This is a genomic window from Kibdelosporangium philippinense (assembly GCF_021390435.2).
Lineage (GTDB): Bacteria > Actinomycetota > Actinomycetes > Mycobacteriales > Pseudonocardiaceae > Kibdelosporangium > Kibdelosporangium philippinense.
The window spans coordinates 15,334-38,777 of the sequence record NZ_JAJVCN010000003.1 but is presented as its reverse complement, the minus strand read 5'-3'; the positions used below and the strand labels follow the sequence as shown (position 1 = coordinate 38,777).

General features: G+C 65.3%; 29 protein-coding genes and 1 pseudogene. 23 read left to right on the top strand and 7 right to left on the bottom strand.

Annotated features, from left to right (window positions below; genetic code table 11):
• Positions 1–8 precede the first annotated feature (8 nt).
• The 9 genes from LWC34_RS32025 to LWC34_RS31985 all read left to right on the top strand — a co-directional run bounded on the left by LWC34_RS32025 (position 9) and on the right by LWC34_RS31985 (position 7,963).
• Entirely contained in the window at positions 9–1,616 is a 1,608-nt protein-coding gene (locus tag LWC34_RS32025) for an ABC transporter substrate-binding protein (protein ID WP_233729026.1), read from the top strand.
• A gap of 10 nt (positions 1,617–1,626) precedes the next feature.
• Complete coding sequence (locus LWC34_RS32020) at positions 1,627–2,778, top strand: aminotransferase class V-fold PLP-dependent enzyme (RefSeq protein ID WP_233729025.1); 1,152 nt, start codon at positions 1,627–1,629, stop codon at positions 2,776–2,778.
• A 22-nt stretch (positions 2,779–2,800) separates the two neighbouring features.
• On the top strand, positions 2,801–3,172 hold the full coding sequence (locus tag LWC34_RS32015) for a metalloregulator ArsR/SmtB family transcription factor (RefSeq protein ID WP_233729024.1): 372 nt from the start codon (positions 2,801–2,803) through the stop codon (positions 3,170–3,172).
• Positions 3,132–3,632 carry an SRPBCC family protein gene (locus tag LWC34_RS32010; RefSeq protein ID WP_233729023.1) on the top strand — a complete coding sequence of 167 codons (501 nt, stop codon included), beginning with the start codon at positions 3,132–3,134 and terminating at the stop codon, positions 3,630–3,632. Before LWC34_RS32015 ends, LWC34_RS32010 begins: the two co-directional genes overlap by 41 nt.
• 248 nt (positions 3,633–3,880) lie before the next feature.
• The gene (locus LWC34_RS32005; protein WP_233729022.1) at positions 3,881–4,792 is read left to right on the top strand and encodes a hypothetical protein; all 912 of its coding nucleotides are present in this window, start codon (positions 3,881–3,883) and stop codon (positions 4,790–4,792) included.
• A gap of 3 nt (positions 4,793–4,795) precedes the next feature.
• On the top strand, positions 4,796–6,130 hold the full coding sequence (gene hisD, locus LWC34_RS32000) for a histidinol dehydrogenase (protein ID WP_233729021.1): 1,335 nt from the start codon (positions 4,796–4,798) through the stop codon (positions 6,128–6,130).
• Positions 6,127–7,212 (top strand): histidinol-phosphate transaminase, encoded by a 1,086-nt coding sequence (locus tag LWC34_RS31995; RefSeq protein ID WP_233729020.1) that lies wholly within the window; start codon positions 6,127–6,129, stop codon positions 7,210–7,212. Before hisD ends, LWC34_RS31995 begins: the two co-directional genes overlap by 4 nt.
• A complete protein-coding gene (gene hisB, locus LWC34_RS31990) occupies positions 7,209–7,808 on the top strand; it encodes an imidazoleglycerol-phosphate dehydratase HisB (protein ID WP_233729019.1) in 600 nt (199 codons plus the stop codon). Before LWC34_RS31995 ends, hisB begins: the two co-directional genes overlap by 4 nt.
• Before the next feature lie 29 nt (positions 7,809–7,837).
• The gene (locus tag LWC34_RS31985; RefSeq protein ID WP_504925745.1) at positions 7,838–7,963 is read left to right on the top strand and encodes a CG2302 family histidine operon protein; all 126 of its coding nucleotides are present in this window, start codon (positions 7,838–7,840) and stop codon (positions 7,961–7,963) included.
• On the opposite strand, the gene LWC34_RS31980 is transcribed toward LWC34_RS31985, so the two are convergent.
• Positions 7,960–8,460, bottom strand: a complete 501-nt coding sequence (locus LWC34_RS31980; protein ID WP_233729017.1) for a MarR family winged helix-turn-helix transcriptional regulator — start codon at positions 8,458–8,460, stop codon at positions 7,960–7,962. The genes LWC34_RS31985 and LWC34_RS31980 overlap by 4 nt on opposite strands.
• 141 nt (positions 8,461–8,601) lie before the next feature.
• On the opposite strand from LWC34_RS31980, the gene LWC34_RS31975 reads away from it, so the two are divergent.
• The gene (locus tag LWC34_RS31975) at positions 8,602–9,105 is read left to right on the top strand and encodes a cytochrome P450 family protein (RefSeq protein WP_233729016.1); all 504 of its coding nucleotides are present in this window, start codon (positions 8,602–8,604) and stop codon (positions 9,103–9,105) included.
• A 32-nt stretch (positions 9,106–9,137) separates the two neighbouring features.
• Positions 9,138–9,620, top strand: a complete 483-nt coding sequence (locus LWC34_RS31970) for a cytochrome P450 family protein (protein ID WP_233729015.1) — start codon at positions 9,138–9,140, stop codon at positions 9,618–9,620.
• 4 nt (positions 9,621–9,624) lie between these two features.
• On the opposite strand, the gene LWC34_RS31965 is transcribed toward LWC34_RS31970, so the two are convergent.
• Positions 9,625–9,843 (bottom strand): hypothetical protein, encoded by a 219-nt coding sequence (locus LWC34_RS31965; protein ID WP_233729014.1) that lies wholly within the window; start codon positions 9,841–9,843, stop codon positions 9,625–9,627.
• Between the two features lie 45 nt (positions 9,844–9,888).
• Positions 9,889–10,200, bottom strand: coding sequence for a hypothetical protein (locus LWC34_RS31960; RefSeq protein ID WP_233729013.1), 312 nt, complete (start codon positions 10,198–10,200; stop codon positions 9,889–9,891).
• 322 nt (positions 10,201–10,522) lie between these two features.
• On the opposite strand from LWC34_RS31960, the gene hisH reads away from it, so the two are divergent.
• Positions 10,523–11,155 (top strand): imidazole glycerol phosphate synthase subunit HisH, encoded by a 633-nt coding sequence (hisH, locus tag LWC34_RS31955; RefSeq protein ID WP_233729012.1) that lies wholly within the window; start codon positions 10,523–10,525, stop codon positions 11,153–11,155.
• Here hisH and LWC34_RS31950 read toward each other — a convergent pair.
• The gene (locus LWC34_RS31950; protein ID WP_372496672.1) at positions 11,150–13,522 is read right to left on the bottom strand and encodes a S8 family serine peptidase; all 2,373 of its coding nucleotides are present in this window, start codon (positions 13,520–13,522) and stop codon (positions 11,150–11,152) included. The two genes, hisH and LWC34_RS31950, sit on opposite strands and share 6 nt — an antisense overlap.
• 175 nt (positions 13,523–13,697) lie before the next feature.
• Here LWC34_RS31950 and priA point away from each other — a divergent pair, with 175 nt between their 5' ends.
• Entirely contained in the window at positions 13,698–14,429 is a 732-nt protein-coding gene (gene priA / locus LWC34_RS31945) for a bifunctional 1-(5-phosphoribosyl)-5-((5-phosphoribosylamino)methylideneamino)imidazole-4-carboxamide isomerase/phosphoribosylanthranilate isomerase PriA (RefSeq protein ID WP_233729010.1), read from the top strand.
• 72 nt (positions 14,430–14,501) lie between these two features.
• Here the strand turns inward: priA and LWC34_RS59410 are convergent.
• Positions 14,502–14,916: pseudogene (locus LWC34_RS59410) on the bottom strand (Clp protease N-terminal domain-containing protein); the annotation flags it as partial.
• Positions 14,917–15,451: 535 nt separating this feature from the next.
• Positions 15,452–15,823, bottom strand: a complete 372-nt coding sequence (locus LWC34_RS31935) for a MerR family transcriptional regulator (protein ID WP_233729008.1) — start codon at positions 15,821–15,823, stop codon at positions 15,452–15,454.
• A 62-nt stretch (positions 15,824–15,885) separates the two neighbouring features.
• Between LWC34_RS31935 and LWC34_RS31930 the strand changes: the two genes are divergently transcribed.
• From LWC34_RS31930 to LWC34_RS31890, 9 genes are all read left to right on the top strand, one after another.
• Complete coding sequence (locus LWC34_RS31930; protein ID WP_233729007.1) at positions 15,886–17,013, top strand: MFS transporter; 1,128 nt, start codon at positions 15,886–15,888, stop codon at positions 17,011–17,013.
• A gap of 2 nt (positions 17,014–17,015) precedes the next feature.
• Positions 17,016–17,558 carry an MOSC domain-containing protein gene (locus LWC34_RS31925; RefSeq protein ID WP_233729006.1) on the top strand — a complete coding sequence of 181 codons (543 nt, stop codon included), beginning with the start codon at positions 17,016–17,018 and terminating at the stop codon, positions 17,556–17,558.
• 2 nt (positions 17,559–17,560) lie between these two features.
• Positions 17,561–17,941 (top strand): PPOX class F420-dependent oxidoreductase, encoded by a 381-nt coding sequence (locus tag LWC34_RS31920; protein WP_233729005.1) that lies wholly within the window; start codon positions 17,561–17,563, stop codon positions 17,939–17,941.
• Positions 17,942–17,950: 9 nt separating this feature from the next.
• Positions 17,951–18,703 carry an imidazole glycerol phosphate synthase subunit HisF gene (gene hisF / locus LWC34_RS31915; protein ID WP_233729004.1) on the top strand — a complete coding sequence of 251 codons (753 nt, stop codon included), beginning with the start codon at positions 17,951–17,953 and terminating at the stop codon, positions 18,701–18,703.
• Positions 18,700–19,047, top strand: a complete 348-nt coding sequence (locus LWC34_RS31910; protein WP_233729003.1) for a hypothetical protein — start codon at positions 18,700–18,702, stop codon at positions 19,045–19,047. Before hisF ends, LWC34_RS31910 begins: the two co-directional genes overlap by 4 nt.
• Positions 19,044–19,385 carry a phosphoribosyl-AMP cyclohydrolase gene (hisI, locus tag LWC34_RS31905; RefSeq protein WP_233729002.1) on the top strand — a complete coding sequence of 114 codons (342 nt, stop codon included), beginning with the start codon at positions 19,044–19,046 and terminating at the stop codon, positions 19,383–19,385. Before LWC34_RS31910 ends, hisI begins: the two co-directional genes overlap by 4 nt.
• 55 nt (positions 19,386–19,440) lie before the next feature.
• Positions 19,441–20,055 carry an RNA polymerase sigma factor gene (locus tag LWC34_RS31900; RefSeq protein WP_233729001.1) on the top strand — a complete coding sequence of 205 codons (615 nt, stop codon included), beginning with the start codon at positions 19,441–19,443 and terminating at the stop codon, positions 20,053–20,055.
• Positions 20,056–20,089: 34 nt separating this feature from the next.
• Complete coding sequence (locus tag LWC34_RS31895) at positions 20,090–20,860, top strand: hypothetical protein (protein ID WP_233729000.1); 771 nt, start codon at positions 20,090–20,092, stop codon at positions 20,858–20,860.
• Between the two features lie 108 nt (positions 20,861–20,968).
• On the top strand, positions 20,969–21,163 hold the full coding sequence (locus LWC34_RS31890) for a hypothetical protein (RefSeq protein ID WP_233728999.1): 195 nt from the start codon (positions 20,969–20,971) through the stop codon (positions 21,161–21,163).
• Here LWC34_RS31890 and LWC34_RS31885 read toward each other — a convergent pair.
• The gene (locus tag LWC34_RS31885) at positions 21,156–21,776 is read right to left on the bottom strand and encodes a TetR/AcrR family transcriptional regulator (RefSeq protein WP_233728998.1); all 621 of its coding nucleotides are present in this window, start codon (positions 21,774–21,776) and stop codon (positions 21,156–21,158) included. The genes LWC34_RS31890 and LWC34_RS31885 overlap by 8 nt on opposite strands.
• A gap of 123 nt (positions 21,777–21,899) precedes the next feature.
• On the opposite strand from LWC34_RS31885, the gene LWC34_RS31880 reads away from it, so the two are divergent.
• On the top strand, positions 21,900–23,444 hold the full coding sequence (locus LWC34_RS31880) for an anthranilate synthase component I (RefSeq protein ID WP_233728997.1): 1,545 nt from the start codon (positions 21,900–21,902) through the stop codon (positions 23,442–23,444).

The following is a 23,444-nucleotide window of genomic DNA, read 5'->3' as shown; positions in this document are numbered from 1 at the left end:
GTGCGGGTGTGCCCAGTCGTCGAATCCTGTTGAGCTCAGTCGCGCTCTGCTCAGGCCTTGGCCTGGTCGGGTGCACGGCGGCGCCGACGCCGACCGCCTCCGGCAGCACGGACAGCACTGCCCTTGTGCTGGCTGTGCCGTCCGAGCCCGCCAACGTGCACCCGTTGGCGGGATACGGGACGCACGGCTCGGCCCAGGTCTTCGACGGGCTGCTGGAGCACCAAGCGGACTCGGCGTTGCGGACGGCGTTGGCCGCGGAGATGCCGACGCCGTCAGCCGACGGCAAGTCATGGACCGTGAAACTGCGCGGTGACGTGCGGTTTCACGACGGCAGCGCGTTCGACGGCAAGGACGTCGTGGCGACGTACCAGGCGCTGCTGAACCCAGAGTTCGGTTCGCCGCTGCGTGACCGCTACAGCATGATCACGGGCGTCACCGACGTGACACCGCCGCCGACCACCACGACCGCGACGACGGCTCCGCCGACTTCGTCCAGCCGTGTCGCGCCACCGCCGCGGACGGTTCCGGTCGGCAGCACCGTGCGGTTCGACTTGTCCCAGCCGTACGCGCCTTTCCTGGACCTGCTGGTGCTCGGAATCGTTCCTAGCGAAACGCTGTCAACCCCGGGACCGTTCACCGGCCTCAAATCAGTCGGCACCGGCCCGTACCAGCTGGAGTCCTGGCAGCACGGCACGAGCATGACGTTGCGTGCCAACACTTCCTACTACCTCGGCGCGCCCTCGGTCGCGCGGGTGACGGTCGACTTCGTGCCCGACGACGACGCACGGGTGCAGCGGATTCGTGACGGCAAGCTGGACAGCGCGGCCTTGCCGCCCGCGCAGGCGCAGGCGTTCGAGCAATCCGACGTGTTCCAGGTGCTGCGTCAACGCAGCGCGGCCGTGCGTGCCATCGGAATGCCCACGGACAACCCCGTGACGGCCGATCCCGCTATCCGTCTCTCGCTGAACTACGCGGTAAATCGTCGCGCGATGATCGACGGTCCGCTCGCGGGCCACGGCACCGAAGCGTTCACACCGCTGTCGCCGGTCCTGGCCGAGTTCTACGAACCGACGGCGAAGTTCTCACATGACGTGCCGACCGCGAAGTCGTTCCTCGACACCGGCGGTTGGGTCGCTGGATCGAACGGCATCCGTACCAAGAACGGTGTTGCCGCTCAGTTCGTGCTCGCGTACCCGGTTGGCGACAACGTCGCACGTGACTTGGCAACGGCTTTCGCGGCCGACGCGGACGCGGTTGGCGTGAAGGTCCAGACGCGCGCGGGCACTCCCAACGCGGGTGAGGCGTCGGTTGTCGGTGCGGGTGACCCGTTCGACCCCGACCTGGCGTTGTACCCGTTGCTGCGTGGGAGCGACAGCAAGATCACCTCATCGCTGGACGCGGCTCGCAGCATGTCCGACCCGGCGCAGCGCGTCGCCGAGTACCGAAAGATGCAGCGTACGTACATTGAGGCGCCGAGCATGGTCGCGCTCGTCGGCCTGGAGCACACATACGTGTTGCGTCGGAACTGGACGGGCTACCAAGCGGTCGTCGACGCGGACAGCCAGGACGCAACGTGGGGCGCTTGGTGGAACCTCTCCCGGTGGCAACCGAGGTAGCGTCAGGTATGTGATCGATCTTGGCGCGGTACGCGCAGACACGCCTGGCTGCCATGACCTGATCTTCCTCGACAACGCAGGCTCGTCGTTGCCGCCGACACCGGTGCTCGACGAGGTCTTGTCGCACTTACGCCGTGAGGCTCAGATTGGCGGCTACCGTGCCGCCGCCGAGCGCGCGGACTCCCTTGAAGAGGGCTACTCGGTGGTCGCCTCCTTACTTGGGTGCGAGCCGCACGAGGTCGCGTTCACCGACAGCGCGACACGGTCGTGGCTAGCCGCCGTCGACGCCATGGGCCTGACGCCTGACGACCGTGTGCTGGTGACGGAGGTTGAGTACCACAGCAACGCCTTGGGCCTGCTCAACCTGGGTCTCAAGCTGGAACCGATCCCGTCGGACGCTTCGGGCGCTGTGGACGTCAACGCCTTGCGGAACATGCTCGATTCCAGGGTCAAGCTGGTGTCGCTGGTGCACGTGCCGACGAATGGCGGCTTGGTGAACCCGGTCAAGCCAGTGGTCGAGGCCGCGCATTCGGTGGGCGCGTTGGTGCTGCTCGACGCGTGCCAGTCCATCGGGCAACTGCCGGTTGACGCGGCTGCTTTGGGCGTGGACGTGATCACGGGAACTGGGCGGAAGTGGCTCCGCGGGCCACGTGGCACTGGTGTGCTGGTGGTGCGTGACCAGTCCGGGCTGCGGCCGCGTCTGATCGATGGCAAGGCTGCCGTGTGGGAGTTTCCCGACCGGTTCACTGTGGCTGCCGGGGCGCGCGGGTTCGAGTTGTGGGAGTACGGCGTGGCCGAGCGTCTCGGGCTGATCGCGGCCGCCAAGTACGCCTTGGGGCTGGGGATGTCGTCGATCGCTTCGGCCGTGTCGTCGAATTCGGCTTTGATCAGGGGTGCTTTGCGGGAGATCCCGGGTGTTTCGGTGCACGATCTCGGCAGGGAGCAGAGCGGGATCGTGAGCTTCGCCAAGGCTGGTGTCTCCGCCGAGGAAGTCCGGGACCGGTTGTGGGACAAGGGGATTGCCACTTCGGTGACGTACTCGACCTCGACCCAGTACGACATGACCCGCCGAGGCCTGACGTCACTGGTCCGGGCCTCGCCGCACTACTTCGTGTCCGCTGAGGAGATCTCGGCCTTCGCATCGGCCTTGACTGACGTGTAACCCACTGGTTACGCTTCCGTCTGTGGTTGACCTCGTGGCCGGCGCGATCGCTGACCCCGTACGCAGAGAAATCCTGGAGTTGCTGCGCGCGGGGCCACTACCGGCCGGTGAGATCGCTGGCCGGTTCACGATCACCCGCCCGGCGATCAGCCGCCACCTGCGCGTGTTGCGGGAAAGCGGCCTAGTGCGTGACGAAACCGTTGGCAGACAACGGATGTACGCACTTGAACCGGCGGCGCTGGGCGAACTCGCGGCATGGATCGCCTCGATGGTGGCGGCCCCTGTATGGGAGCAGCGCCTCGACGCGCTGGAAACAGAGGTCTACCGAACCCGACGCGAACGGAGAGAACAGCATGAAGCCCATCCCAACCGGAAAACTGGTTCCGACGGATAACGGCTACGACCTGGTCCTGACCAGGACATTATGCGCGCCGATCGAGGACGTCTGGGCAAGCCTGACGGAGTCGTCGCGCACCAGTCGCTGGTTCGGACCATGGGAGGGTTCGGCGGGCGCGGGCAGCACGATCAAGGTCCAGATGGTCCACGAGGAAGGCCAGCCGTGGATGGAGATGCACATCGACGCGTGTGAGGCACCCAGCCGTCTTGCCGTGACGAGCGTGGACGACCACGGGGTGTGGCGCCTGGAAGCGCTGCTTTCGGAGACGGCCGGGACGACGGAACTCAACCTGGTGCAGCACATCGAGAAGGCTGACGGCGTTGGCAGCATCGGCCCAGGCTGGGAGTACTACCTGGACATGTTGATCGCCTCGCGCGACGGCACGCCGACCCCGGACTTCAACGACTACTACCCGGCCCAGCAGGGGTACTACGACACCCTGCTCGCCAGTCGCTAAATCGCCGTGTCCACCGTTCCAGAACACCGTGTCCACCATTCCAGAACACCGTGTCCACCATTCCGGCAGGGTGTGTTGACCTTTCCGGCACACCGAAATTCCCTGCACGAGCACACCATCACCTGAGTCAACTTCGTGCCCGCGCGGACTGTGCGTTTCACGGTGCCGGAACGTGTACTTCATGGTGTCGCAATGGTGGACACGAAAATGGGGAGCGGGCGGTGGCTTGATGTGGCACCGTCGGCCTGGTGACACTCATCGACCGGATTGAACGGGCCGCCGGAGTGCCCGGCCTCGCCGCGCTGCTGGGCGACCTGCCAGCGGCGGACCTGCGTTCCCTCCTGCTCGAAGTCCACCGCCGCCAAGCGGGCAAGCTGAAGCCAGCCCACATTCTCAAGCAGTACAAGCAAGACCGTTTCACCCAACCAGCCACAGTGGACCCACAAACCCACGCGAACTACGACCGCTATGCCTTCGAAATCCTGAAAGCCAAGGGATACACTCCAATCGAGCTGTCTCCGGTCAGTCCACTTGGCACGGTCAGCGTGCTCTCCGGAATGGGCCAGAACCGCGTGATCGCCACGGCCCGAGGAACCGAAGTGATGGCCGACGCGACCAACGTCCTCGCCATGGAATCGGCGGTCCACAGGCACAGAACGGACCGGGTGAAGCTCTGCGCGTCCCAAAGAATGGTCCGAGCCCAGCCGTTCCCCGAGGGATGGTCGTCACATTTCCGGCTGCTCGCGTTGACCATCGCGGGCCGCGACGAAGGCTCCTTCAGGTTCGAAACCGAAAGCCTGTTCGCCCAGCTCAGCGCCATGATCACACTGATCGGCCACCTGACCGACCTGCAAGCAGGCGTCACCGTGCTCGACGAGACGCGCAGGACAGTCCTCAAAGACCGCGTCCTTGGGCCGCTGAAAGCAGCATTTCCCCATGTCAAGGTGGGTTTCGATGATGAAAGGCAGAAGGGCCGCGGCTATTACACGGACGCCTGTTTCGAGCTCAAAGCCGGGGACATGTCGTTGGCGGACGGTGGTTTCACCACGTGGACACGCCAGTTGCTCGGCAACGCCAAGGAGCGGCTGCTCACCGGCGGCCTCGGCCTCGATCTGATGCACGCCACATTCGGCACGCCAACAGCCGACCTTTACCCTTGAGCCATGCTCAGCCGCATCGATCTGCGTGGCCGTGTGCCGTCGCCCGCCGAACTGCGGGCTGCCCTCCCAAGAGCTGAGACGGATGTGGACGTGGTGCTCGACCGCGTCCGTCCGTTGGTCGAGGCGGTCCATCATCGCGGTGTCGAAGCGGTCCTCGAGTTCACCGAGCAGTTCGACGGCGTGCGGCCGGCGACCATCAGGGTCCCCGCCGAGGAACTCGCCAAGGCCGAACGTAAGCTCGCGCCCAACGTCAGGGAAGCGTTGCTTGAGTCGATCAAGCGTGCCCGTCTTGTGCACGCCGACCAGCGCCGCAAGGACACCACAACCCAGGTTGTGCCTGGCGGAACGGTCACTGAGCGTTGGGTTCCGGTACAGCGAGTAGGCCTCTACGCGCCGGGTGGTCTGGCGGTCTATCCGTCCAGTGTGGTCATGAACGTCGTTCCGGCGCAGACCGCTGGCGTCGAGTCGCTCGTGGTCTGTTCGCCGCCGCAGAAGGACTTCGGCGGCCTGCCGCACCCGACCGTCCTCGCGGCCTGCGCGCTGCTCGGGGTCGACGAGGTGTGGGCTGTTGGTGGTGCTCAGGCGGTCGCGTTGCTCGCCTACGGCGGGATCGACACCGACGGCGGTAACCTCGCACCGGTCGACATGGTGACCGGGCCGGGCAACATCTACCTGACCGCGGCCAAGCGCTTGCTCCGCGGCCTGATCGGAATCGACTCCGAGGCGGGGCCGACCGAGATCGCGATCCTGGCCGACGAGACGGCCGATCCGGTGCACGTGGCCGCCGATCTGATCAGCCAGGCCGAGCACGACACGCTGGCCGCGAGCGTCCTGGTGACCACGTCGGTGGAACTGGCAGGCAAGGTCGACGCCGAACTGCGCCGCCAGGTGCAAGCGACCAAGCACAACGAGCGCGTGGCGACTGCCTTGTCCGGCAAGCAGTCCGGCTGTGTTTTGGTGTCCGATATGGACACAGGAGTCAAGGTCGTCGACGCGTACGCGGCCGAGCACCTGGAAATCCAGACCGTGGACGCCAGGGCAGTGGCGGCGCGGGTGCGCAACGCGGGCGCGATCTTCATCGGCGCGTATTCACCTGTGTCCCTAGGGGATTACTGCGCGGGTTCGAACCACGTACTGCCGACGGGCGGCTGTGCGCGACATTCGTCCGGCTTGTCAGTGCAGACGTTCCTGAAGGGCGTCCACGTCGTGGACTACTCCGCGGATGCCTTGCGCGAGGTCGCCGACATGGTGATCTCCCTCGCCAACGCCGAAGACCTGCCCGCGCACGGCCAAGCCGTCGCGGCCCGATTCGATTTGGGTAGATTCGAGAACCCATGAAAGACGTGAAGCTAGAGGATTTGCCGCTGCGGGACGATCTGCGCGGCCGCACGCCCTACGGCGCGCCGCAGCTCGATGTCGCGGTTCGCTTGAACACCAACGAAAACCCGTTCCCGCCGCCACCCGAGCTGGTCGCCGACGTGACGGCATCGGTCGACGAGGTCGCGCGCCAGTTGCACCGTTATCCCGACCGGGACGCGGTGGCGCTGCGGGAAGATCTGGCCGCGTATATCGCCAAGAGCACCGGATATCCGGTGACGCGGGACAACCTGTGGGCCGCCAACGGGTCCAACGAGATCCTGCAGCAGATCCTGCAGGCGTTCGGCGGTCCAGACCGCACCGCATTGGGTTTCGAGCCGTCCTACTCGATGCACCCGATCATCTCGGCTGGTACGAAGACCGAGTGGATACCGGCGCCACGTCGCGAAGATTTCTCGCTGGATGCCTCCCAAGCGGTAGAAATTTTGCGCCAGAAGCAGCCTGACGTCACTTTTGTGACTAGTCCCAACAATCCGACGGGGCAGTCGGTCCCGCTTGCGGACCTTCGGGTCCTGCTCGACGCGGCGCCCGGGATCGTTGTGGTGGACGAGGCTTACGCCGAGTTCTCGTCCCAGCCGAGTGCCGTGTCCCTTCTGGACGAGTACGGCCACAAGATGATCGTGTGCCGGACCATGAGCAAAGCGTTCGCGTTCGCGGGCGGGCGACTCGGCTACATGATCGCCGCGCCCGCCGTTGTTGACGCATTGCAGCTGGTTCGCTTGCCGTACCACCTTTCTTTGCTCACACAGGCCGCCGCGCGAGCAGCGCTGCGGCACGCCGGCGCCACCCTGGCGTCGGTCGCCAAGCTCGCCGCCGAACGTGACCGTGTCGTCGAAGCCCTTGTCGGAATGGGATATTCGCCGGTGCCGAGCGACGCCAACTTCGTCCTCTTCGGACGGTTCGAGTCCGGCGCCTGGCAGTCCTATTTGGACCGTGGCGTGCTGATCCGTGACGTCGGGATCCCAGGACACCTGCGGGTCACCATCGGCGCACCGGACGAGAACGACGCATTCCTGGCCGCCAGTAAGGAGATCATCGGGTGAACCGGATCGGGAAGATCGAACGGACAACCAAAGAGTCGTCCGTGCACGTCGAGATCGACCTGGACGGCTCGGGCAAGCTCGACATCGGCACCGGCGTGCCGTTCTACGACCACATGCTCACCGCGTTCGGCGCGCACGGGTCCTTCGACCTGGTCGTCCGTGCGACCGGCGACGTCGACATCGACGCGCACCACACGGTGGAAGACGTGGCGATCGTGCTCGGTCAGGCGATCAGGGAGGCGCTGGGCGACAAGGCGGGCATCCGGCGCTTCGGCGACGCCTGGATCCCGATGGACGAAACCCTCGCGCACGCCGCGGTGGACGTCTCCGGTAGGCCGTACTGCGTGCACGTCGGCGAGCCCGAGCAGTTCAACACCTTCACGATCGGCAACAACTACCCGTTCGTGCTCAACCGGCACGTGTTCGACTCGCTGGCGTTCCACGCGGGCATCGCGCTGCACGTCCGCGTGATCCACGGCCGGGACCCGCACCACATCACCGAGGCGCAGTTCAAGGCCGTGGCCAGGGCACTGCGCGCGGCCGTCGAGCCAGACCCTAGGGTGAGCGGGGTCCCGTCGACGAAGGGTGTGCTCTAGTGCCGAAGGAAGTGCCGATCATCGGCCTGATGATCCTGGCCGGGTTCCTCGTCGGCGGCGTGTACGCGGCGTGGAAGACGGCCAAGGTTTTCGCGATCCTGCTTGGCGCGCTGGCAGTGCTGGCGGTCGGCGGCGCCGTCGCGTGGCTGCTCTAGAGCCCGTGCAGGATACGCCGTAGACCCAGCAGGAACCCCTCGAAGCGCTCGAGTTCTTCCGGCTCGTACACGCTGACCAACTCTTCCATCTGGGAGCTAAACGCGCCGAAGAACTCGCGCGCCGGTTCCTCGATCGCGTCGCTCATCCGGATGGTCACCTTGCGCCGGTCGACGTGTATCCGTAACCGCTCGATGTGACCTTGCCGCTCAAGCCTGTTCAGCAGGTTTGTGGTCGCCCCTGATGTCAGCCCCAAGCGTTCACCGAGCTCCTTTGGGGACAGCAGCTGCCCGTTGTCCTCGGCATAGAGGATCTCGACGATCGCGGCGGCGTCTGTGGAATGCAGCCCGAGGTGGGCGGCGAACTGACGCGTGATCTCGGTGTAGTCCGCCCCGAACCCCCGTAACGCGTCGAGGATTCTGAGCGCGTGCGCATTGAACTCCGGATCCGCCGCGTGCGGCCGGATCGGCTCCCGGTTCTCGGCATGCGTCGTCGCCACTTGGCTGCCCTACCTCCACCAATCAACCAAGCACTTGCTGCATTGACAACCTACCCAACCCCACTGGTAACTTCACAGTGAAGAAACTTTCTGGGGAAGGTACAACGAATGTTCGATCCCTTTGCCTCAACAGTGCGAAACATGACCGAGCCCAACCTGGTCCCAGCCGCCCTGCGCGAAGCGGGCCCCGTGGTCGTCGCAGCCGCGCCAGCGGGCGGGAACGTCTGGCTCGTGACCGACGCTGACCTGGCCAAACAGGTCCTGTCCGATCCGCGAATAGTGAAAGACCCAGCGATGGCGCCGCTGAACTGGGACCCGGTGAGAGCGGGCCTGGAACCAACGGCCACCCAGCGCCCCTCACTGACCACAATGGACGGACCAGCGCACACGGCGCTGCGCCGAGCGCAAGCCCCTTTGCTTACCGGCAAACGAATCCGTGACCAGCAAGCCAGAATCGAAGAGCTCGCCCGTGACGTACTCTCGTCCTATTCAGGCGTCGTAGACCTGATGGCAGACTTCACAACCCGCTACCCCCTAACGGTCCTGCTGGACATGATGGCGATCCCACCGGAAACGTGGACAAAGCGATGGAAGCCTGCAGGCAAATGCTCACCGGAGACCAACCCGACGCAACCCAAACACTGATGGACATCGCGGCAACCGGCCGAGAAGGAGGCTTGGCAGCGGAACTCAGGCAGCGCCTCCCACCGGAGACACCAGAGGAAGAAATCCGCTACCACCTATTCGGCCTGATCTTCGCCAGCCAAGTAACAACGGACGCTGCACTAGGCTTCCTCATTGCCCGCACCCTCGGAACATCGGCAGACGACCCGGTAGAAGAGACGTTACGGCACAACCCACCTGCACCCCTCAGCCTCTGGCGCTTCACTACAGAACCACTGGAGCTCGCCGGTGTTGAGCTCCCCGAACGCGCACCGGTACTCGTGGATATCGGCGGTTTAGGCCTGACCTTCGGCGCAGGTCCACACTTCTGCATCGGCGCCCAACTAGCCCAAGCCGAACTCCGCGCAGTGCAAACGGTCCTGGCCCGCGACTTCCCATCCGCACGCCTCGCCATGCCGTACGAGGAGCTCGAGCAGATCGTGTTCGGCGGCATAGGCGGCAGCCGCCTGAAGGAGCTCCCAGTCGTCCTCAGCTGACGAGCTAGACGACGTCACGCCAGATGACCGCGGTGACATCGGCTGTCCGGAACTCTCGATCGACGTAGTCCGCGAGGTCCAACCCGTAAATGACCGTGTCATGAAGGGAATGAATGGACAGCACGGGATGTGCTGAGGTGTCGCGGCCAGCCGGTAGATAGCGGTGGGAGTACACGGGAACCATGCGTGGCAGGTCCGCGAGTTGTGCCTGCGCTTTGGCCACCGCGTGCTCGGGATCGGCAGGACGCTTGCGCCATTCAGTTGGCCACTAGGAGCCGTCGCGGACAGCGTCGAGAACCACGTCCACGGGGTGATCAAGCTGTTGCCACAAGGTTTCCGGGTCGCCGTCGCGCCAGTCCGGCCAGCCCCAACCCGCATGCTCTCGGGCGTCGTCGCCGACGGTCCGCACCGGCAACCCCTCGGCCAGAAAGGCGCGATGATCGCTGGCGAACTCGAAGCCGTAGCGTCGTTCGATGGTCGCGAACTCGGCGTCCGTCAGACCCGGCTGAATGTCGACACAGCCCACGCGCTCGAGCCGTCGCGCGGCCTCGGAGCCGAGTGGGTCACCGATCAACAACACAGGAGGATTGTGTCAGCCTTGGTAAGCCTGCCGGTGCTCTGAACACAGGTACAGCGCCAGCATCGCCTCGAATGCGCGGAAATCGGCATCGTTCTCCGCCCGCAGCGAAGGCATGTGGTCGCCCTCGTGTATGTCTTGAAGCCGTCCGAGTCCCTTGCTGACGCGTGAGCTCGAAGGGTTCCGGTGGCAGGCTCGCCAGGTCGTGACCATCCAAGTTGAGGACGTCGGTGTCGCGGGCTTCGTCGATCCGGCGGTGGGCCTCGTCGACACCTTCAGCGTCTCGTTTCGGTCGCCGTGACCTGTTCGGAGCAGCAGGTAGGCTATGGCCGTGCGAGTTGTCGTTTTGGACTATGGGTCGGGGAACCTTCGTTCCGTCGAACGTGCACTTCAGCGCGTTGGCGCCGACGTCGAGGTGACGGCCGACAGCCATGCGGCGCTCAACGCGGACGGGCTCGTGGTTCCTGGCGTGGGCGCCTTCGCTGCCTGCATGAAGGGCTTCAAGTCCATCCAGGGCCATCGGACAGTGGGTACGCGGCTTGCTGGTGGGCGGCCTGTGCTCGGCATCTGCGTTGGCATGCAGATTCTCTTCGAGCGGGGCATCGAGCACGGCGAGGAGACTGAGGGTTGCAACGAGTGGCCTGGCACGGTCGAGCGGCTTGAGGCTGACGTTGTCCCGCACATGGGCTGGAACCGGGTAAAGGCCCCAGAGGGCTCGGTTCTCTTCGATGGTCTCGACGCTGACACGAGGTTCTACTTCGTGCACTCTTTCGGCGTGCGCAAGTGGGAGCTTGAGCCGTCTGACACGCTGCCGGCGCCGCTGGTCACCTGGGCGAACCATGGCTGCGATTTCGTCGCCGCCGTGGAGAACACCGCGTTGTCCGCGACGCAGTTCCACCCAGAGAAGTCCGGCGACGCCGGCGCGCATCTACTTCAGAACTGGCTCAAGTCCCTATAGGACCAGTGCTCCCGGTGTCGTCGCCCAGTCCGGGAAGTTCGGCACATTGTTGTTGGTCTCGTTGAATGTGCCGTCACCGTTCGAGAACGCCACCGGGATGCTGGTCAAGCCGTTCGCGGCGGTCACTGCCAGGTCAACGCGGTTGTCGCCGTTGAAGTCCCGCGCGACGACCTCGGCGCCGGGTGCCGACGCGAAGGCCGGGAAGCCCGACACGCTCGCGTTGGTGAAGGTGAACGTGCCGGTTCCTTCCGAGAAGGCCACTGGGATCGTGCCCCAGCCGGCGCCGCCGGTCAGCACGATGTCCGTGCCAGCTGCGGTACCTCCCAGGTCCCGGGCGATGATCTTCACGCCTGGGGTGGTTGCCAAGTTCGCAAAATCGGATGCGCTCGTGTTGGTGACATTGAACGCGCCGGTTCCGGTCGAGAACGCGATCGGGATCGTGCTCCAGCCCTTCACTCCGGTGAGCGAATAGTCGGTCCGGCCGTCGGCGTTGTAGTCGCCGGGGAGCAGCTTCGCGTTCGGTGTCGCGGCCAAGCCCGGGAAGTCGGGCACGCTGTTGTTGGTGACGTTGAATCCGCCGGAGCCGTTGGAGAACGCGATCGGGATCGTGCTCCAGCCGCCCACGCCGGTCATGGACAGGTCGGCCCGCTTGTCCCCGTTGAAGTCCTTCGCGACGACCTTCACGTTTCCGCTGCGTGCCCAGTCCGTGAAGCCCGGCGCGCTGTTGTTGGTGACGTTGAATCCGCCGTTACCGGTGGAGAACGCGATGGGAATCGTGCTCCAGCCGTAGCCGCCGGTCATCGCGATGTCCGTCCGGCCGTCCGCGTTGAAGTCACCGGTGACGATCTTCGCACCTGGGGTTGTCGCCCAGTCCGGGAAGTTCGGCACGCTGTTGTTGGTGACGTTGAACGTGCCGTTGCCGTTGGAGAACGCGATGGGGATCGTGCTCCAGCCCTTCACGCCGGTCATCGCCTGGTCAGTCCGGCCGTCACCGTTGAAGTCACCCGGGAGGAAGTACACACCCGGCGACCCTGCCCAGCCCGCGAAGTTCGACACGGGCGAGTTGGTGACGTTGAATCCGCCGTTGCCGTCCGAGGCCGCGATGGGGACGGTGCTCCAGTTCTGGGCGCCGTTCATCGCGATGTCGTCACGGTTGTCGTTGTTGTAGTCCGCGTCGTGATCCGTGACGCCATTGGGGATACGGGTGTGTACCAACAGGTTTGGTGAACCAACCGTGTCGCCGACCCTGTCCCGTGTCGCGTCAGTCAGAATCGCGTTGGTCACCTGCTGCGGTGTGTCGTAAGGATGTTCGGCCAACCACAGTGCTGCGGCGCCCGCTACGTGTGGGCTGGCCATCGAAGTGCCTTCCCCGGTGGCCGTCGCATTGTCCGACGTGTGGAAGGACGACACGATGTCCACGCCCGGCGCGAAGATGTCGGTGCACGAACCCCAGTTGGAGAAATCGGCCCTGCGGTCGTTGGCGTCTGTCGCGTTGACCGTGATCGCCTCGGCGACCCGAGCAGGGGAGACGTTGCACGCGTTCGCGCTGGCGTTACCCGATGCGATGGCGTACGTGATGCCCGACGCGATCGAGTTACGAACAGCCTCGTCTGCCGCGGGGTTCGGGTCGCCGCCGAGGCTCATGTTGGCGACGGCTGGCCGTGCGGCGTTGCGCGTCACCCAGTCGATGCCGGAGATGATGCCTGCAAACGTACCGCGGCCGTTGCAGCCCAGTACCTTCACTGCGACCAGGTTGACGCTCTTGGCCACACCGAACTCCGCGCCCCCGATGGTTCCGGCGACGTGCGTGCCGTGCCCATTGCAGTCGGTGTCGATGCCGTCGCCAACCGTGTTCACACCCCAGCGCGCACGGCCGCCGAATGTGGCGTGAGAAATCCTGATTCCGCTGTCGAGTACATAGGCCGTGACATTCGAAGCTGATCCGTCGAATACGTACCTTCCGTCGCGTCCGACCTGCCGCTGGTCAACCCGGTCGAGGCCCCATGATGGCGGGTTCGACTGCGAGTCCTGCTTTGTTACCCACCCATTTTCCTGAACGTAGGAAACGCTCGGATCGGCGGCAAGACTGGCCGCCTCCTTGGCGGTCATTTTCGCCGCGAATCCGTTCAGCGCAGCGCTCCACGTCGACGTGACGTTGCCCCCGTACCTTGCGGTAAGCGCGCTTGCGATGTTGGCCTGGCGATCCTTCAGTACGACGATGTAGCTGTCGGGAATTGCGTCGGAAACGCGTTGAACAGTTCCAGTCTGGGCAAAAGCCGTCGGTGCGACGAAAGTGACAGCCGCGGCCGCTGACACAACAGCGGCTGTCAATACTCTGGAAGGACTAAGAGAAACGGGTAAACGCATTAATCTCCACCCCTGGTTACGTTGCGCATACGTTTACCATCATGGCGTGTCGAACATGAGTTTGGCTAGCGGTTAAAATTCACACGCAACAAATTCTTGTTCGCCGGTCGGCGACGCAGCCTCGGGGGTAGCCGCTACGCCAAGTGTAGCCGCTACGCCAAGTAGAGTCTCCGCCGTGACTCTGACGTTGCTCCCAGCCGTTGATGTGGCCGATGGCAAGGCCGTGCGCCTTGTCCAGGGCGAGGCTGGCACCGAGACCGCGTACGGTGACCCGCTGGAGGCCGCTCTGGCCTGGCAACGTGACGGCGCCGAGTGGATCCATCTCGTCGACCTCGACGCCGCGTTCGGCCGCGGCTCCAACCGGGGTCTCGTTGCTCGTGTCGTCGGTGAGCTCGGCATCCAGGTCGAACTGTCCGGTGGGATCAGGGATGACGAGTCACTGAAGGCCGCGCTGGCGACTGGCTGCCGCCGGGTGAACCTTGGCACCGCGGCCCTCGAGGACCCGGAGTGGTGCGCGAAGGCGATCGCCGAGTACGGCGACAAGATCGCGGTTGGCCTTGATGTGCGGATCACTGAGGAAGGCCACCGGCTCAAGACCCGCGGCTGGACCAAGGACGGCGGCGACCTCTGGGACGTGCTCGACCGGTTGGACCGCGACGGCTGCTGCCGTTACGTGGTCACCGATGTCAGCAAGGACGGCACGCTGAAGGGTCCGAACCTCGACCTGCTCGGCGAGATCTGCGCAAGGACCGACGCGCCGATCGTCGCATCCGGTGGTGTGTCCAGTGTGGACGACCTGCGCGCCTTGGCCACTCTCGAAGCCGATGGCGTCGAGGGTGTGATCATCGGAAAAGCGTTGTACGCGGGCGCTTTCACGTTGCCTGAGGCTCTGGCGGCAACACGCTGACGACCGCGGCCTCGATCCGGTCGACCGGTACTCCTGACTCGCTGAACGTGTCCTTGATGACGGTGTCGTCCAGTGCCACGAGGCCGAGCAGGATGTGTTCGGTGCCAACATAGTTGTGGCCGAGCCGAAGGGCTTCCCGCACGGTCAGTTCGAGAACCTTCTTGGACTGACCGGAGAACGGGGTGTGCGGGCTCGGCGGATTCTCGACGGCCGGGCCTAGTTTCGGGGTCACTGCGGCGATGATGGTCTCTGGTTTCCCACCGAGTGACGTGAGAGCCCTGATGGCCAAGGCGTCCGGCGGAGCGAACAGGCCGAGCAGGATGTGGCCAGGGGTGATCTCGGCGTGCTTGAGGCGCTCGGCTTCCTTCTCCGAGGCCACGATCGTGATGCGGGCCTTGTCGGTGAACCGGGCGAACTGGGAGACATCCAGCTGCTCGGGGGCGTTGGAAGTGAACCGTTTCTGAGCGGCCTGCTTCGTCACGCCCATGCTCTGCCCGATCTCGGTCCACGAGGCGCCGGAATGTCTTGCGCGGTCAACGAAGTGGCCGATCAGGTGGTCGGCCACTTCGTTGAGGTGCTGTGCGATGAGCACCGCGTCGGTCAGTTGTTTCAGGGGCTCGGTGTGCAGTTGCTCCACCGCGTTGATCAGGTCACCGAGGGTTGGCGTGTTCGTCATGCGTCAACTGTAGGTTGACGATCCGGAAAACGTCAACTCTAAGTTGACGATGGACGTGAAACGCGGGATACAACGCCGTGAAGGCCGCCTTGATTGGACTCAACGCACCTAACTCGGCCCTCGCAACCCCGGGAACCACGCAATCCCCGCAACCCCGCCCGAACGGCTGGTCCCAGCGCCCGACGACCCACACCAGGCGCATGATATTCACAGGTCAACAGCCTGAGTCCGGTCAAGTCTCGACCAGAGCCCAGTCTTAGGTTCCTGGCATTGGCCTCTAACGCGTCAAGGGAGGCCCTCGCGCGTCTAACGCCGCGAGGGTGGCCTTCGCGGCATTGAAGCCAGTTCAGGTCGCGCGCTGTGAGGTAGCGACCGCCCTCAAGTACTCGGCGATCGCGTCGCGGTTGCGGGTCAGGCACGAGATCCGGGCGGTCATCCGGTCACGTTCGGCGGCAAGCAATTCCAGTGTTTCCGGGGTCGCGTCATCGAAGTGGATCTCGCGGGGATTGTTCAGGCACGGCAGGATCTGCTTGATGATCCGCGTCGGCAACCCGGTGTCGAGCAGGCCGCGGATCTGCAGCACTCTGTCCACATAGGCCTCTTCGTAGTCACGGTAGCCGTTGGCCAGGCGGTTGGCTTTGATCAGGCCTTGTTCCTCGTAGTAGCGCAGTAACCTCGGCGGTGTTCCGGTCCGGTCAGCAAGCTCGCCGATCCGCATCTGTGGTCCCCCTCACGCCGCCTTGACCTTCACATCGATGTCAAGGTTTGAGCATACCGGACATGGACCGGAAACTGCCGCTGCGAGCGCTCATTGCCCTGGCCACAGCCGCTTTTATCACGATACTCACCGAAGCCCTGCCCGCTGGGCTGCTCACCGGGATGAGCGCCGATCTGCGCGTGAGCGAGTCCGCGATGGGGCAATCGGTGACGATCTACGCCCTGGCAACCGCCATCGCGGCGATCCCTTTGTCAGCTGTCACGTCGAGGTGGCGGCGTAAGAAGCTGTTACTGGTAGCCATTGTCGGATTCGCGGTGGCCAACACGGTCACTGTGGTCTCGTCGAGCTACGTCCTGACCATGGGTGGGAGGTTCGTCGCTGGAGTAGCCGCTGGCGTCGTGTGGTCGCTGCTGGCCGGATACGCCCGGCGGATGGCGCCGGAAGGGTTGCAGGGCAAGGCGATGGCGATCGTCATGGCCGGTATCCCGATCGCGCTTTCCCTCGGCATTCCCGCAGGCACGTTCCTTGGCGGGCTCGTCGGGTGGCGGGTGACGTTCGCTGTTGTCTCAGCACTCGCGGTCGTGCTGATCGTCTGGATCGCCGCGATGGTGCCCGACTATCCCGGACAGCAAACAGGGGAGCGGGTTTCGTTCGGGCAGACGCTCAGGATCCCTGGTGTCGTGGCGGGTTTGTTTGTAGTGATCGCGTTTGTCTTGGCGCACAACGTGCTCTACACCTACATCGCGCCCTTCCTGAACTACGCGGGCGGTGACGTGGACCTCGTGCTGTTGCTGCTTGGGGCCGCCTCAATGGCGGGCATCTGGATCGTCGGCGTGTACATCGACCGACACCTGAGAATCCTGCTGATCGTGAGCACGGTTCTCGTCGCTGTTGCCGCCGCTGGCCTGACTGGAAGTCCGTACGTCGCCGCAGTGCTCTGGGGGTTGGGCTGGGGAGGCATCCCGACGTTGCTGCAGACCGCGATCGCACACGGCGGTGACACCGCCCAGGCCATGCTCGTGACGTCATGGAACGGCTCGATGGCCGGTGGCGGCATTGTTGGCGGTGTCTTCCTCGACTCCTTCGGACCCCAGTCGTTCCCGTGGGTCGTCGTGGCGCTGCTTGTGCCCGTGTTCGTGGTGGCGACAAAAGGCGTACGGGAGCCGCGTGCTGCCGAAGTACAGTCGTAATCATGTCTGGGGTAGTGGCGGCCGTGAGCCGCAGCGAGGAGTACACGTTCACCAAACCCACCGTGGACAGCATCACGTTGCTCGCCGGGCTCGGCGTGGAAGATGACATCCACCAAGGCGTGACCGTGAAACACCGATCAAGGGTGCGGCGTGATCCGAGCCAGCCGAACCTTCGGCAGGTCCACCTCATCCACCAGGAGCTGTTCGACGACTTCCGGGCAGCCGGGTTCACGGTCGGGCCCGGCCAGATCGGCGAGAACGTGACCACGAGCGGCATCGACCTGCTCGGCCTGCCCACCGGCACCCTGCTGCACCTCGGCGCCGAAGCCGTCGTCGAGGTGACCGGCCTGCGCAACCCGTGCGCGCAGATCGACAACTTCGCCACCGGGCTGCTCAAGCAGGTCCTCGGCAAGGACGACGCGGGCAACGTGATCCGCAAGGCCGGGATCATGTCGGTCGTGCTCATCGGCGGGATCGTTCACACCGGCGATCAGATCCGGGTCGAGCTGCCTGCCCAGCCCCACCAGCCGCTGCAGCCGGTCTGAGCATGAATGCCGAGCTGGCCAGGCTGGCCGACGCCCAGTACGTGCTGGTCACGACCTTCCGCAAGGACGGGCGGAAGGTGCCGACCGTCGTGTGGTGCGCGCGCGACGGGGACGAGTTGATCTTCTGGACCCGGGTCGACGTCGGCAAGGTGAAACGTTTGCGCCGCAACCCGAACGTGGAGATCGGCGAGGCCGACATCCGCGGCAAGCCGAAGAGCGAGCCCATCACGGGCGTGGCACGCGAACTCGACGCGGCCGAGACCGCGCGGCTGCGCAAGGTGATGGTCCGCAAGTACGGCCTCAGCGGAGTGTTCGTGATCTACGGCAGCAGGCTGTTGCGGGGCAGCGACGCCACCATCTGTTACGCGGTCACGTCCACGTAGGCTTTGCGCATGGCTGTCGCGGTGCGTGTGATCCCCTGTCTTGACGTCGATGCTGGTCGAGTGGTCAAGGGCGTCAACTTCACGGACCTGGTGGATGCCGGTGACCCGGTCGAGCTGGCCGCCGCGTACGACGCGGAAGGCGCGGACGAGCTGACCTTCCTGGATGTCACGGCGTCCTCTTCGGACCGGGAAACCACGTTCGACGTGGTCAGGCGCACAGCCGAGCAGGTCTTCATCCCATTGACGGTCGGCGGCGGCGTGCGCGCGGTCGAGGACATCGACAAGCTGCTGCGGGCGGGCGCGGACAAGGTCAGCATCAACACCGCCGCCATTCTGCGCCCTGAGCTGCTGAAAGAGGCGTCTCAGTGGTTCGGCGCACAGTGCATCGTGCTGTCCGTGGACGCGCGGCGAAAAGGCGACGGCTTCGAGGTCACGACCCACGGCGGCAAGCGCGGCACCGACATCGACGCGATCGAGTGGGCCGCGCGGGGCCAGGAGCTCGGGGTCGGCGAGATCCTGCTGAACTCGATGGACGCGGACGGCACCAAGGCCGGGTTCGACATCGAGTTGATCAAGCGGGTGCGCGCGGTCGTCGACGTGCCGCTGATCGCCAGTGGCGGCGCCGGTGCCGTCGAGCATTTCGCGCCCGCGGTCGAGGCCGGTGCGGACGCCGTGCTCGCCGCCAGTGTCTTCCACTTCGGACAGTTGCGGATCGGTGAGGTCAAGGACGCCATGCGGGCCTCGGGAATCGAGATCCGGTGACCACGCCCGCCGAGATCAAGATCTCGCTTGGCGTGATCGGTCTCGGCGCCGTGTTGTTCGTGATCGTGGCCATGGCGTGGGATTCGAGCAACCTGCGCTTGCCTGTCGGCGCGGGCATTGTGGCCGTGGCCGTGTGTGTCGGCCTGATCTTGCGGCTGCGTTTCGCCCGCATCGCGGCGATGGTCGTGACCAGTTTGCTTGCCCTCATCCACCTGCTGATCGCGTTGTCCGATATGCCACCTTGGTGGGTGCGCGTGGTGTCCGGCCTGTTCACCGCCGGATATCTCTTCACCGCCGTGCTGGTCAACACCGAGCCCGCACGGCACTACCTGGAGCCGAAATGAGCCTCGACCCGAAGATCGCCGCACGTCTCAAGCGCAACTCCGACGGGCTGGTGTGCGCGGTCGCCCAGCAACGCGGCACCGGCGAGGTGCTGATGGTCGCGTGGATGAACGACGAGGCGCTCGATCTCACTCTCACGACGCGCAAGGGCACGTACTTCTCGCGCAGCCGTCAGCGACTCTGGGTCAAGGGCGAGACTTCCGGTCACATTCAGCACGTACATGAAGTCCGGCTTGACTGTGACGGCGACACCGTGCTGCTGATCGTCGACCAGGAAGGTGCAGCGTGTCACACCGGTGACCACACGTGTTTCGACGCTGACGTGTTGTTGACCGACTGAGTTCTTTGACCCGTAGGGCTTTCTTTCGGCGCCGGGATGGCTCAAGATGTCGCGCGTGCAGACTGCGGCGGCTTTCGGTGACCGGCCGATAAGGCGAATTGAGTCCACAGTAGACGCAGCACCGGATGCCGCGCTGGCCACGGCCATCACGCAGGCCAAGGGCGGCAACGAGAACGCGTTCCGGGTGGTGTACCGATCCGTCCAACCCGCATTGTTGCGTTACCTGCGGGTATTGGTCGGGCAGGATGCCGAGGACGTTGCTTCCGATGCATGGCTGCAAATCGCGCGTGACCTGCCGTCTTTTCGTGGTGATGCGGACGGTTTCCGTGGCTGGGCAACAACGATCGCGCGTAACCGGGCAATGGATCACCTTCGGAGCCAACGCAGACGCCCGGTCGAACCGGTCGAGGAAGTCGTCGATCGCCCGGCCACAACGGACACCGCGGAGTCCGCTGTGGACTCACTGGCCACCGGCGCCGCACTGGCGATGATCGCGAAACTGCCGCAGGACCAGGCCGAAGCGGTCCTGTTACGCGTGGTCGTCGGGCTCGACGCGAAGGCTTCCGGCAAGGTGCTCGGCAAGCGGCCAGGCGCCGTGCGCACGTCGGCCTACCGAGGTCTGCGCAAGCTGGCCGAGCTCCTCGAACAGGCCGCTGACCAGGCAGAGTGACACTTTTGACGACCACGACGCTGAGGTATCCGAGATGAGCACGAGACGTTTCCGCCGGGTGGACCGGCGTACCGCCCGGCAGCAGGGGCTTGGCGGTACGCCGGACCAGGCGTTGGAGCAGTTGCTCGCCGACGCGTCCGCACCGGCCCATGCCAGCGAACTCGCTGGCGAGGAGGCCGCGGTGGCCGCGTTTCGAACGGCTCGTCTCGCCGAAACCACACAGCCTCGGAGATGGTCGATGCACAGACTTACCAAGCTTGTCACGGTGAAGGCGGCAGCCGTCGCCATTGGCGCGATGGCCGCTGGCGGCGTCGCTTTCGCTGCTGCGACAGGAAACCTGCCTTCACAGGACAGCCCGGTTGTGCCTGCCACGACCAGCGGTTCCACCACCGCGCCAGGTGAAAACCCTGACAAGAACTTGCCGAACAAGCCGGATAACAGCCTTAAGCCGGGCAGCGACAAGTCCGATAAGGACAACAACGCGAACAACCCGTCGCCTTCGCTGCACGGTCTTTGCCAGGCCTACAGCGCGGGACCGGCGGCCGAACACGGCAAACGCCTTGAGAATCCGGCTTTCGGCGCGCTGATCGACGCCGCTGGCGGCCGGGACAAGGTGCCAGGGTTCTGCGCAACCGTGCAGCAGCCAAACGAACAGAAGACCAACGAGCACAAGCCAACCGAGCCAGGCAAGCCGACGCAACCGGGGGAGCACGGCAACAGCCCGGCGCAACCTGGGGAACGTGGGAACGACGAGCAGCCAGGCAAGGACAAAGGCACGCCGCCGTCAGCGCGCCCAGAGAACTGACCGCGGCGCGAGTGGCGACATTTGCTCCCAGCAGACGCCACTCCCCAGGGGCGGGCGGCGGTCACACCCCCCGGGCCTCCGCTCGCCCTTCCCTCTTAAGGAGACACGATGACGTCGACATGCTCGTACACAGTCACGGCAGGCGGATATGTGCTCGGAGTGCTGACTGTGCGGGAGAACAAGGACTTTCACGACCACGTCGAGGTCTGCGTGGACTGCAGGCGTGAGGTCGTCGAACTGTCCCCGGTGGCCCGGATTCTCGCGCCGCTCAGGACCGCGGCCCGCTCGGCCCACCTCAACTAGGCGAAGCGATCTCGCCAGTGAAGTAGCGCTGCACGGTCGGCCCGACCGCGGCGGCCAAGGTCTCGATGTCGTTGCTTGCCAACGGTTCGAACTTGGCGACGTACCGAACCATGCCCATCCCGATCAGCTGGCTGGCCACCAGAGTGGCCCGGAACATCGCGTTGTCGGCTCCGGTCTTCGCGGCCACCCGCGCGAAAATCTGCTTGAGAAAGATTTCCCGCAGCCCGTGCACGGCCATCTCGTGGCCAGCGACGCTACGCACGAGAGCCGCGAACTGGCCGCCGCCGGTGCTGTCCCAGACGGTCAGAAAACGCCGGACGACCCGGTCGCCGAGGGTGTTGACGTCGCCGCTGGCGATCTCGTTCGCGATCTCCGCCGGATCGACCGGCAGTTGCAGCACCGACTGGGCGAACAGGCCTTCCTTTCCGCCGAACCAGTGGTTGACCATGGCAGGGTCGACGCCCGCCCGTTTCGCGATCGCGCGGACCGTCGCGCCCTCGTAGCCTTGTTCGGTGAAGACCGCTCTTGCTGCTTCGATCAGGGCGTTCTTGGTGTCGGCACCGGCGGGCCGCCGCCCGCGGCGCTTGCCTTCTTGTTCCGCGCTTGTTGTCACGTCACCATCATCACTCGCCACGGCGAACTTTTCAACATGCGGTGAATTTTGTCCGACTGGGTACTTTAACCTGCCGCTCAACCCGGTCGTGCGTTGTCGTGGTGTCCCGGCAGAATGGCCGGCATGGCCAGCGTGATCGGATCCGACCTGCCCGTGCACACCGGGATGGGCGCGATCAGCCCCACCCGTGAGGAGTTCCACGCTCTCGCCCGCGAACGCAGGGTGATCCCGGTCACCCGCAAGCTGCTCGCGGACGCCGAGACCCCCGTCGGCGTCTACCGCAAGCTCGCCGGCGACCGGACCGGGACCTTCCTGTTCGAGTCGGCGGAGAACGGCCGGTCCTGGTCACGATGGTCCTTCGTCGGCGCCCGCTGTGCCGCGTCGCTGACCTCCAAGGACGGCAAGGCCACGTGGTCCGGCAAGGTGCCGGACGACCTGCACGGCAACGGCGACCCGCTTGAGGCCCTGCGGGAGACGTTCCGGCTGCTGCACACCGAGCCGCTGCCTGGCCTGCCGCCGCTGACCGGCGGAATGGTCGGCTACATCGGCTACGACACCGTCCGGCGCCTTGAACGACTACCTGAGCTGGCCGAAGACGACCTCGGGATCCCCGAGCTGGTGATGATGATGGCGACCGACCTGGCCGCTCTCGACCACCACGAAGGCACGATCACGCTCATCGCCAACGCCGTGAACTGGGACAACACCCCGGAGCGGGTGGACGAGGCGTACAACGACGCGGTCGCACGGCTCGGCAGGATGACCGAGGACCTGTGGACGACGGCACCGCCGACCGCGATGGTGTTCGAGCGGCCCAAACCGCAGTTCACCCGCCGTCGCAGCCGTGCTGAGTTCGGTGCCGCGGTCGAGACGGCCAAGGAAGCGATCCGGGCCGGTGAGGCCTTCCAGATCGTGGTGTCCCAACGGTTCGAGATGCAGACGCAGGCCGACGCGCTGGACGTGTACCGAATCCTGCGGACCACCAACCCGAGCCCGTACATGTACCTGCTGCGGCTGGACGGCTTCGACATCGTCGGGTCCAGCCCCGAATCCCTGGTCACGGTCAGGGACGGGATCGCGACCACGCACCCGATCGCCGGTACCCGCTGGCGTGGTGTGGACGCGGACGAAGACGCCATCCTGGAAAAGGACCTGCTGTCCGACGAGAAGGAACGCGCCGAGCACGTGATGCTCGTCGACCTCGGCCGCAACGACCTCGGCCGGGTCTGCGAGCCCGGATCCGTGCACGTCGTCGACTTCTTCCGGGTCGAGCGCTACAGCCACGTGATGCACATCGTGTCGACGGTCACCGGCAAGCTCGCCGAGGGAAAGACCGCTTTCGACGCCGTGACGGCGTGTTTCCCCGCCGGAACGCTGTCCGGTGCGCCGAAACCCCGTGCGATGGAGCTGATCGAGGAGCTCGAACCGACAAGGCGAGGCCTGTACGGCGGCGTGGTCGGCTACCTCGACTTCGCGGGCAACGCGGACACCGCGATCGCCATCCGGACCGCGTTGATGCAGGCAGGCGTGGCGTACGTGCAGGCTGGCGCGGGAATCGTGGCCGACTCGAACCCTGGCGCCGAGGACGACGAGTGCCAGAACAAGGCTGGCGCGGTGCTTGCCGCGATCGCCATGGCCGAGACGATCAGGTCGGCATCCGATGGCTGA

What these genes read in the sequence shown, in the direction of transcription:
- hisF (WP_233729004.1), top strand. Translation starts at nt 17,951, where the DNA reads ATGGCTGTCGCGGTGCGTGTGATCCCCTGTCTTGACGTCGATGCTGGT.
- hisI (WP_233729002.1), top strand. Translation starts at nt 19,044, where the DNA reads ATGAGCCTCGACCCGAAGATCGCCGCACGTCTCAAGCGCAACTCCGAC.
- LWC34_RS31985 (WP_504925745.1), top strand. Translation starts at nt 7,838, where the DNA reads ATGATCCTGGCCGGGTTCCTCGTCGGCGGCGTGTACGCGGCGTGGAAG.
- LWC34_RS31975 (WP_233729016.1), top strand. Translation starts at nt 8,602, where the DNA reads ATGACCGAGCCCAACCTGGTCCCAGCCGCCCTGCGCGAAGCGGGCCCC.
- LWC34_RS31920 (WP_233729005.1), top strand. Translation starts at nt 17,561, where the DNA reads ATGAATGCCGAGCTGGCCAGGCTGGCCGACGCCCAGTACGTGCTGGTC.
- LWC34_RS31880 (WP_233728997.1), top strand. Translation starts at nt 21,900, where the DNA reads ATGGCCAGCGTGATCGGATCCGACCTGCCCGTGCACACCGGGATGGGC.
- LWC34_RS31925 (WP_233729006.1), top strand. Translation starts at nt 17,016, where the DNA reads ATGTCTGGGGTAGTGGCGGCCGTGAGCCGCAGCGAGGAGTACACGTTC.
- LWC34_RS31950 (WP_372496672.1), bottom strand. Translation starts at nt 13,522, where the DNA reads ATGCGTTTACCCGTTTCTCTTAGTCCTTCCAGAGTATTGACAGCCGCT.
- hisH (WP_233729012.1), top strand. Translation starts at nt 10,523, where the DNA reads ATGGCCGTGCGAGTTGTCGTTTTGGACTATGGGTCGGGGAACCTTCGT.
- LWC34_RS32010 (WP_233729023.1), top strand. Translation starts at nt 3,132, where the DNA reads ATGAAGCCCATCCCAACCGGAAAACTGGTTCCGACGGATAACGGCTAC.
- LWC34_RS31930 (WP_233729007.1), top strand. Translation starts at nt 15,886, where the DNA reads ATGGACCGGAAACTGCCGCTGCGAGCGCTCATTGCCCTGGCCACAGCC.
- hisD (WP_233729021.1), top strand. Translation starts at nt 4,796, where the DNA reads ATGCTCAGCCGCATCGATCTGCGTGGCCGTGTGCCGTCGCCCGCCGAA.
- LWC34_RS31890 (WP_233728999.1), top strand. Translation starts at nt 20,969, where the DNA reads ATGACGTCGACATGCTCGTACACAGTCACGGCAGGCGGATATGTGCTC.
- LWC34_RS31935 (WP_233729008.1), bottom strand. Translation starts at nt 15,823, where the DNA reads ATGCGGATCGGCGAGCTTGCTGACCGGACCGGAACACCGCCGAGGTTA.
- LWC34_RS31995 (WP_233729020.1), top strand. Translation starts at nt 6,127, where the DNA reads ATGAAAGACGTGAAGCTAGAGGATTTGCCGCTGCGGGACGATCTGCGC.
- LWC34_RS31895 (WP_233729000.1), top strand. Translation starts at nt 20,090, where the DNA reads ATGAGCACGAGACGTTTCCGCCGGGTGGACCGGCGTACCGCCCGGCAG.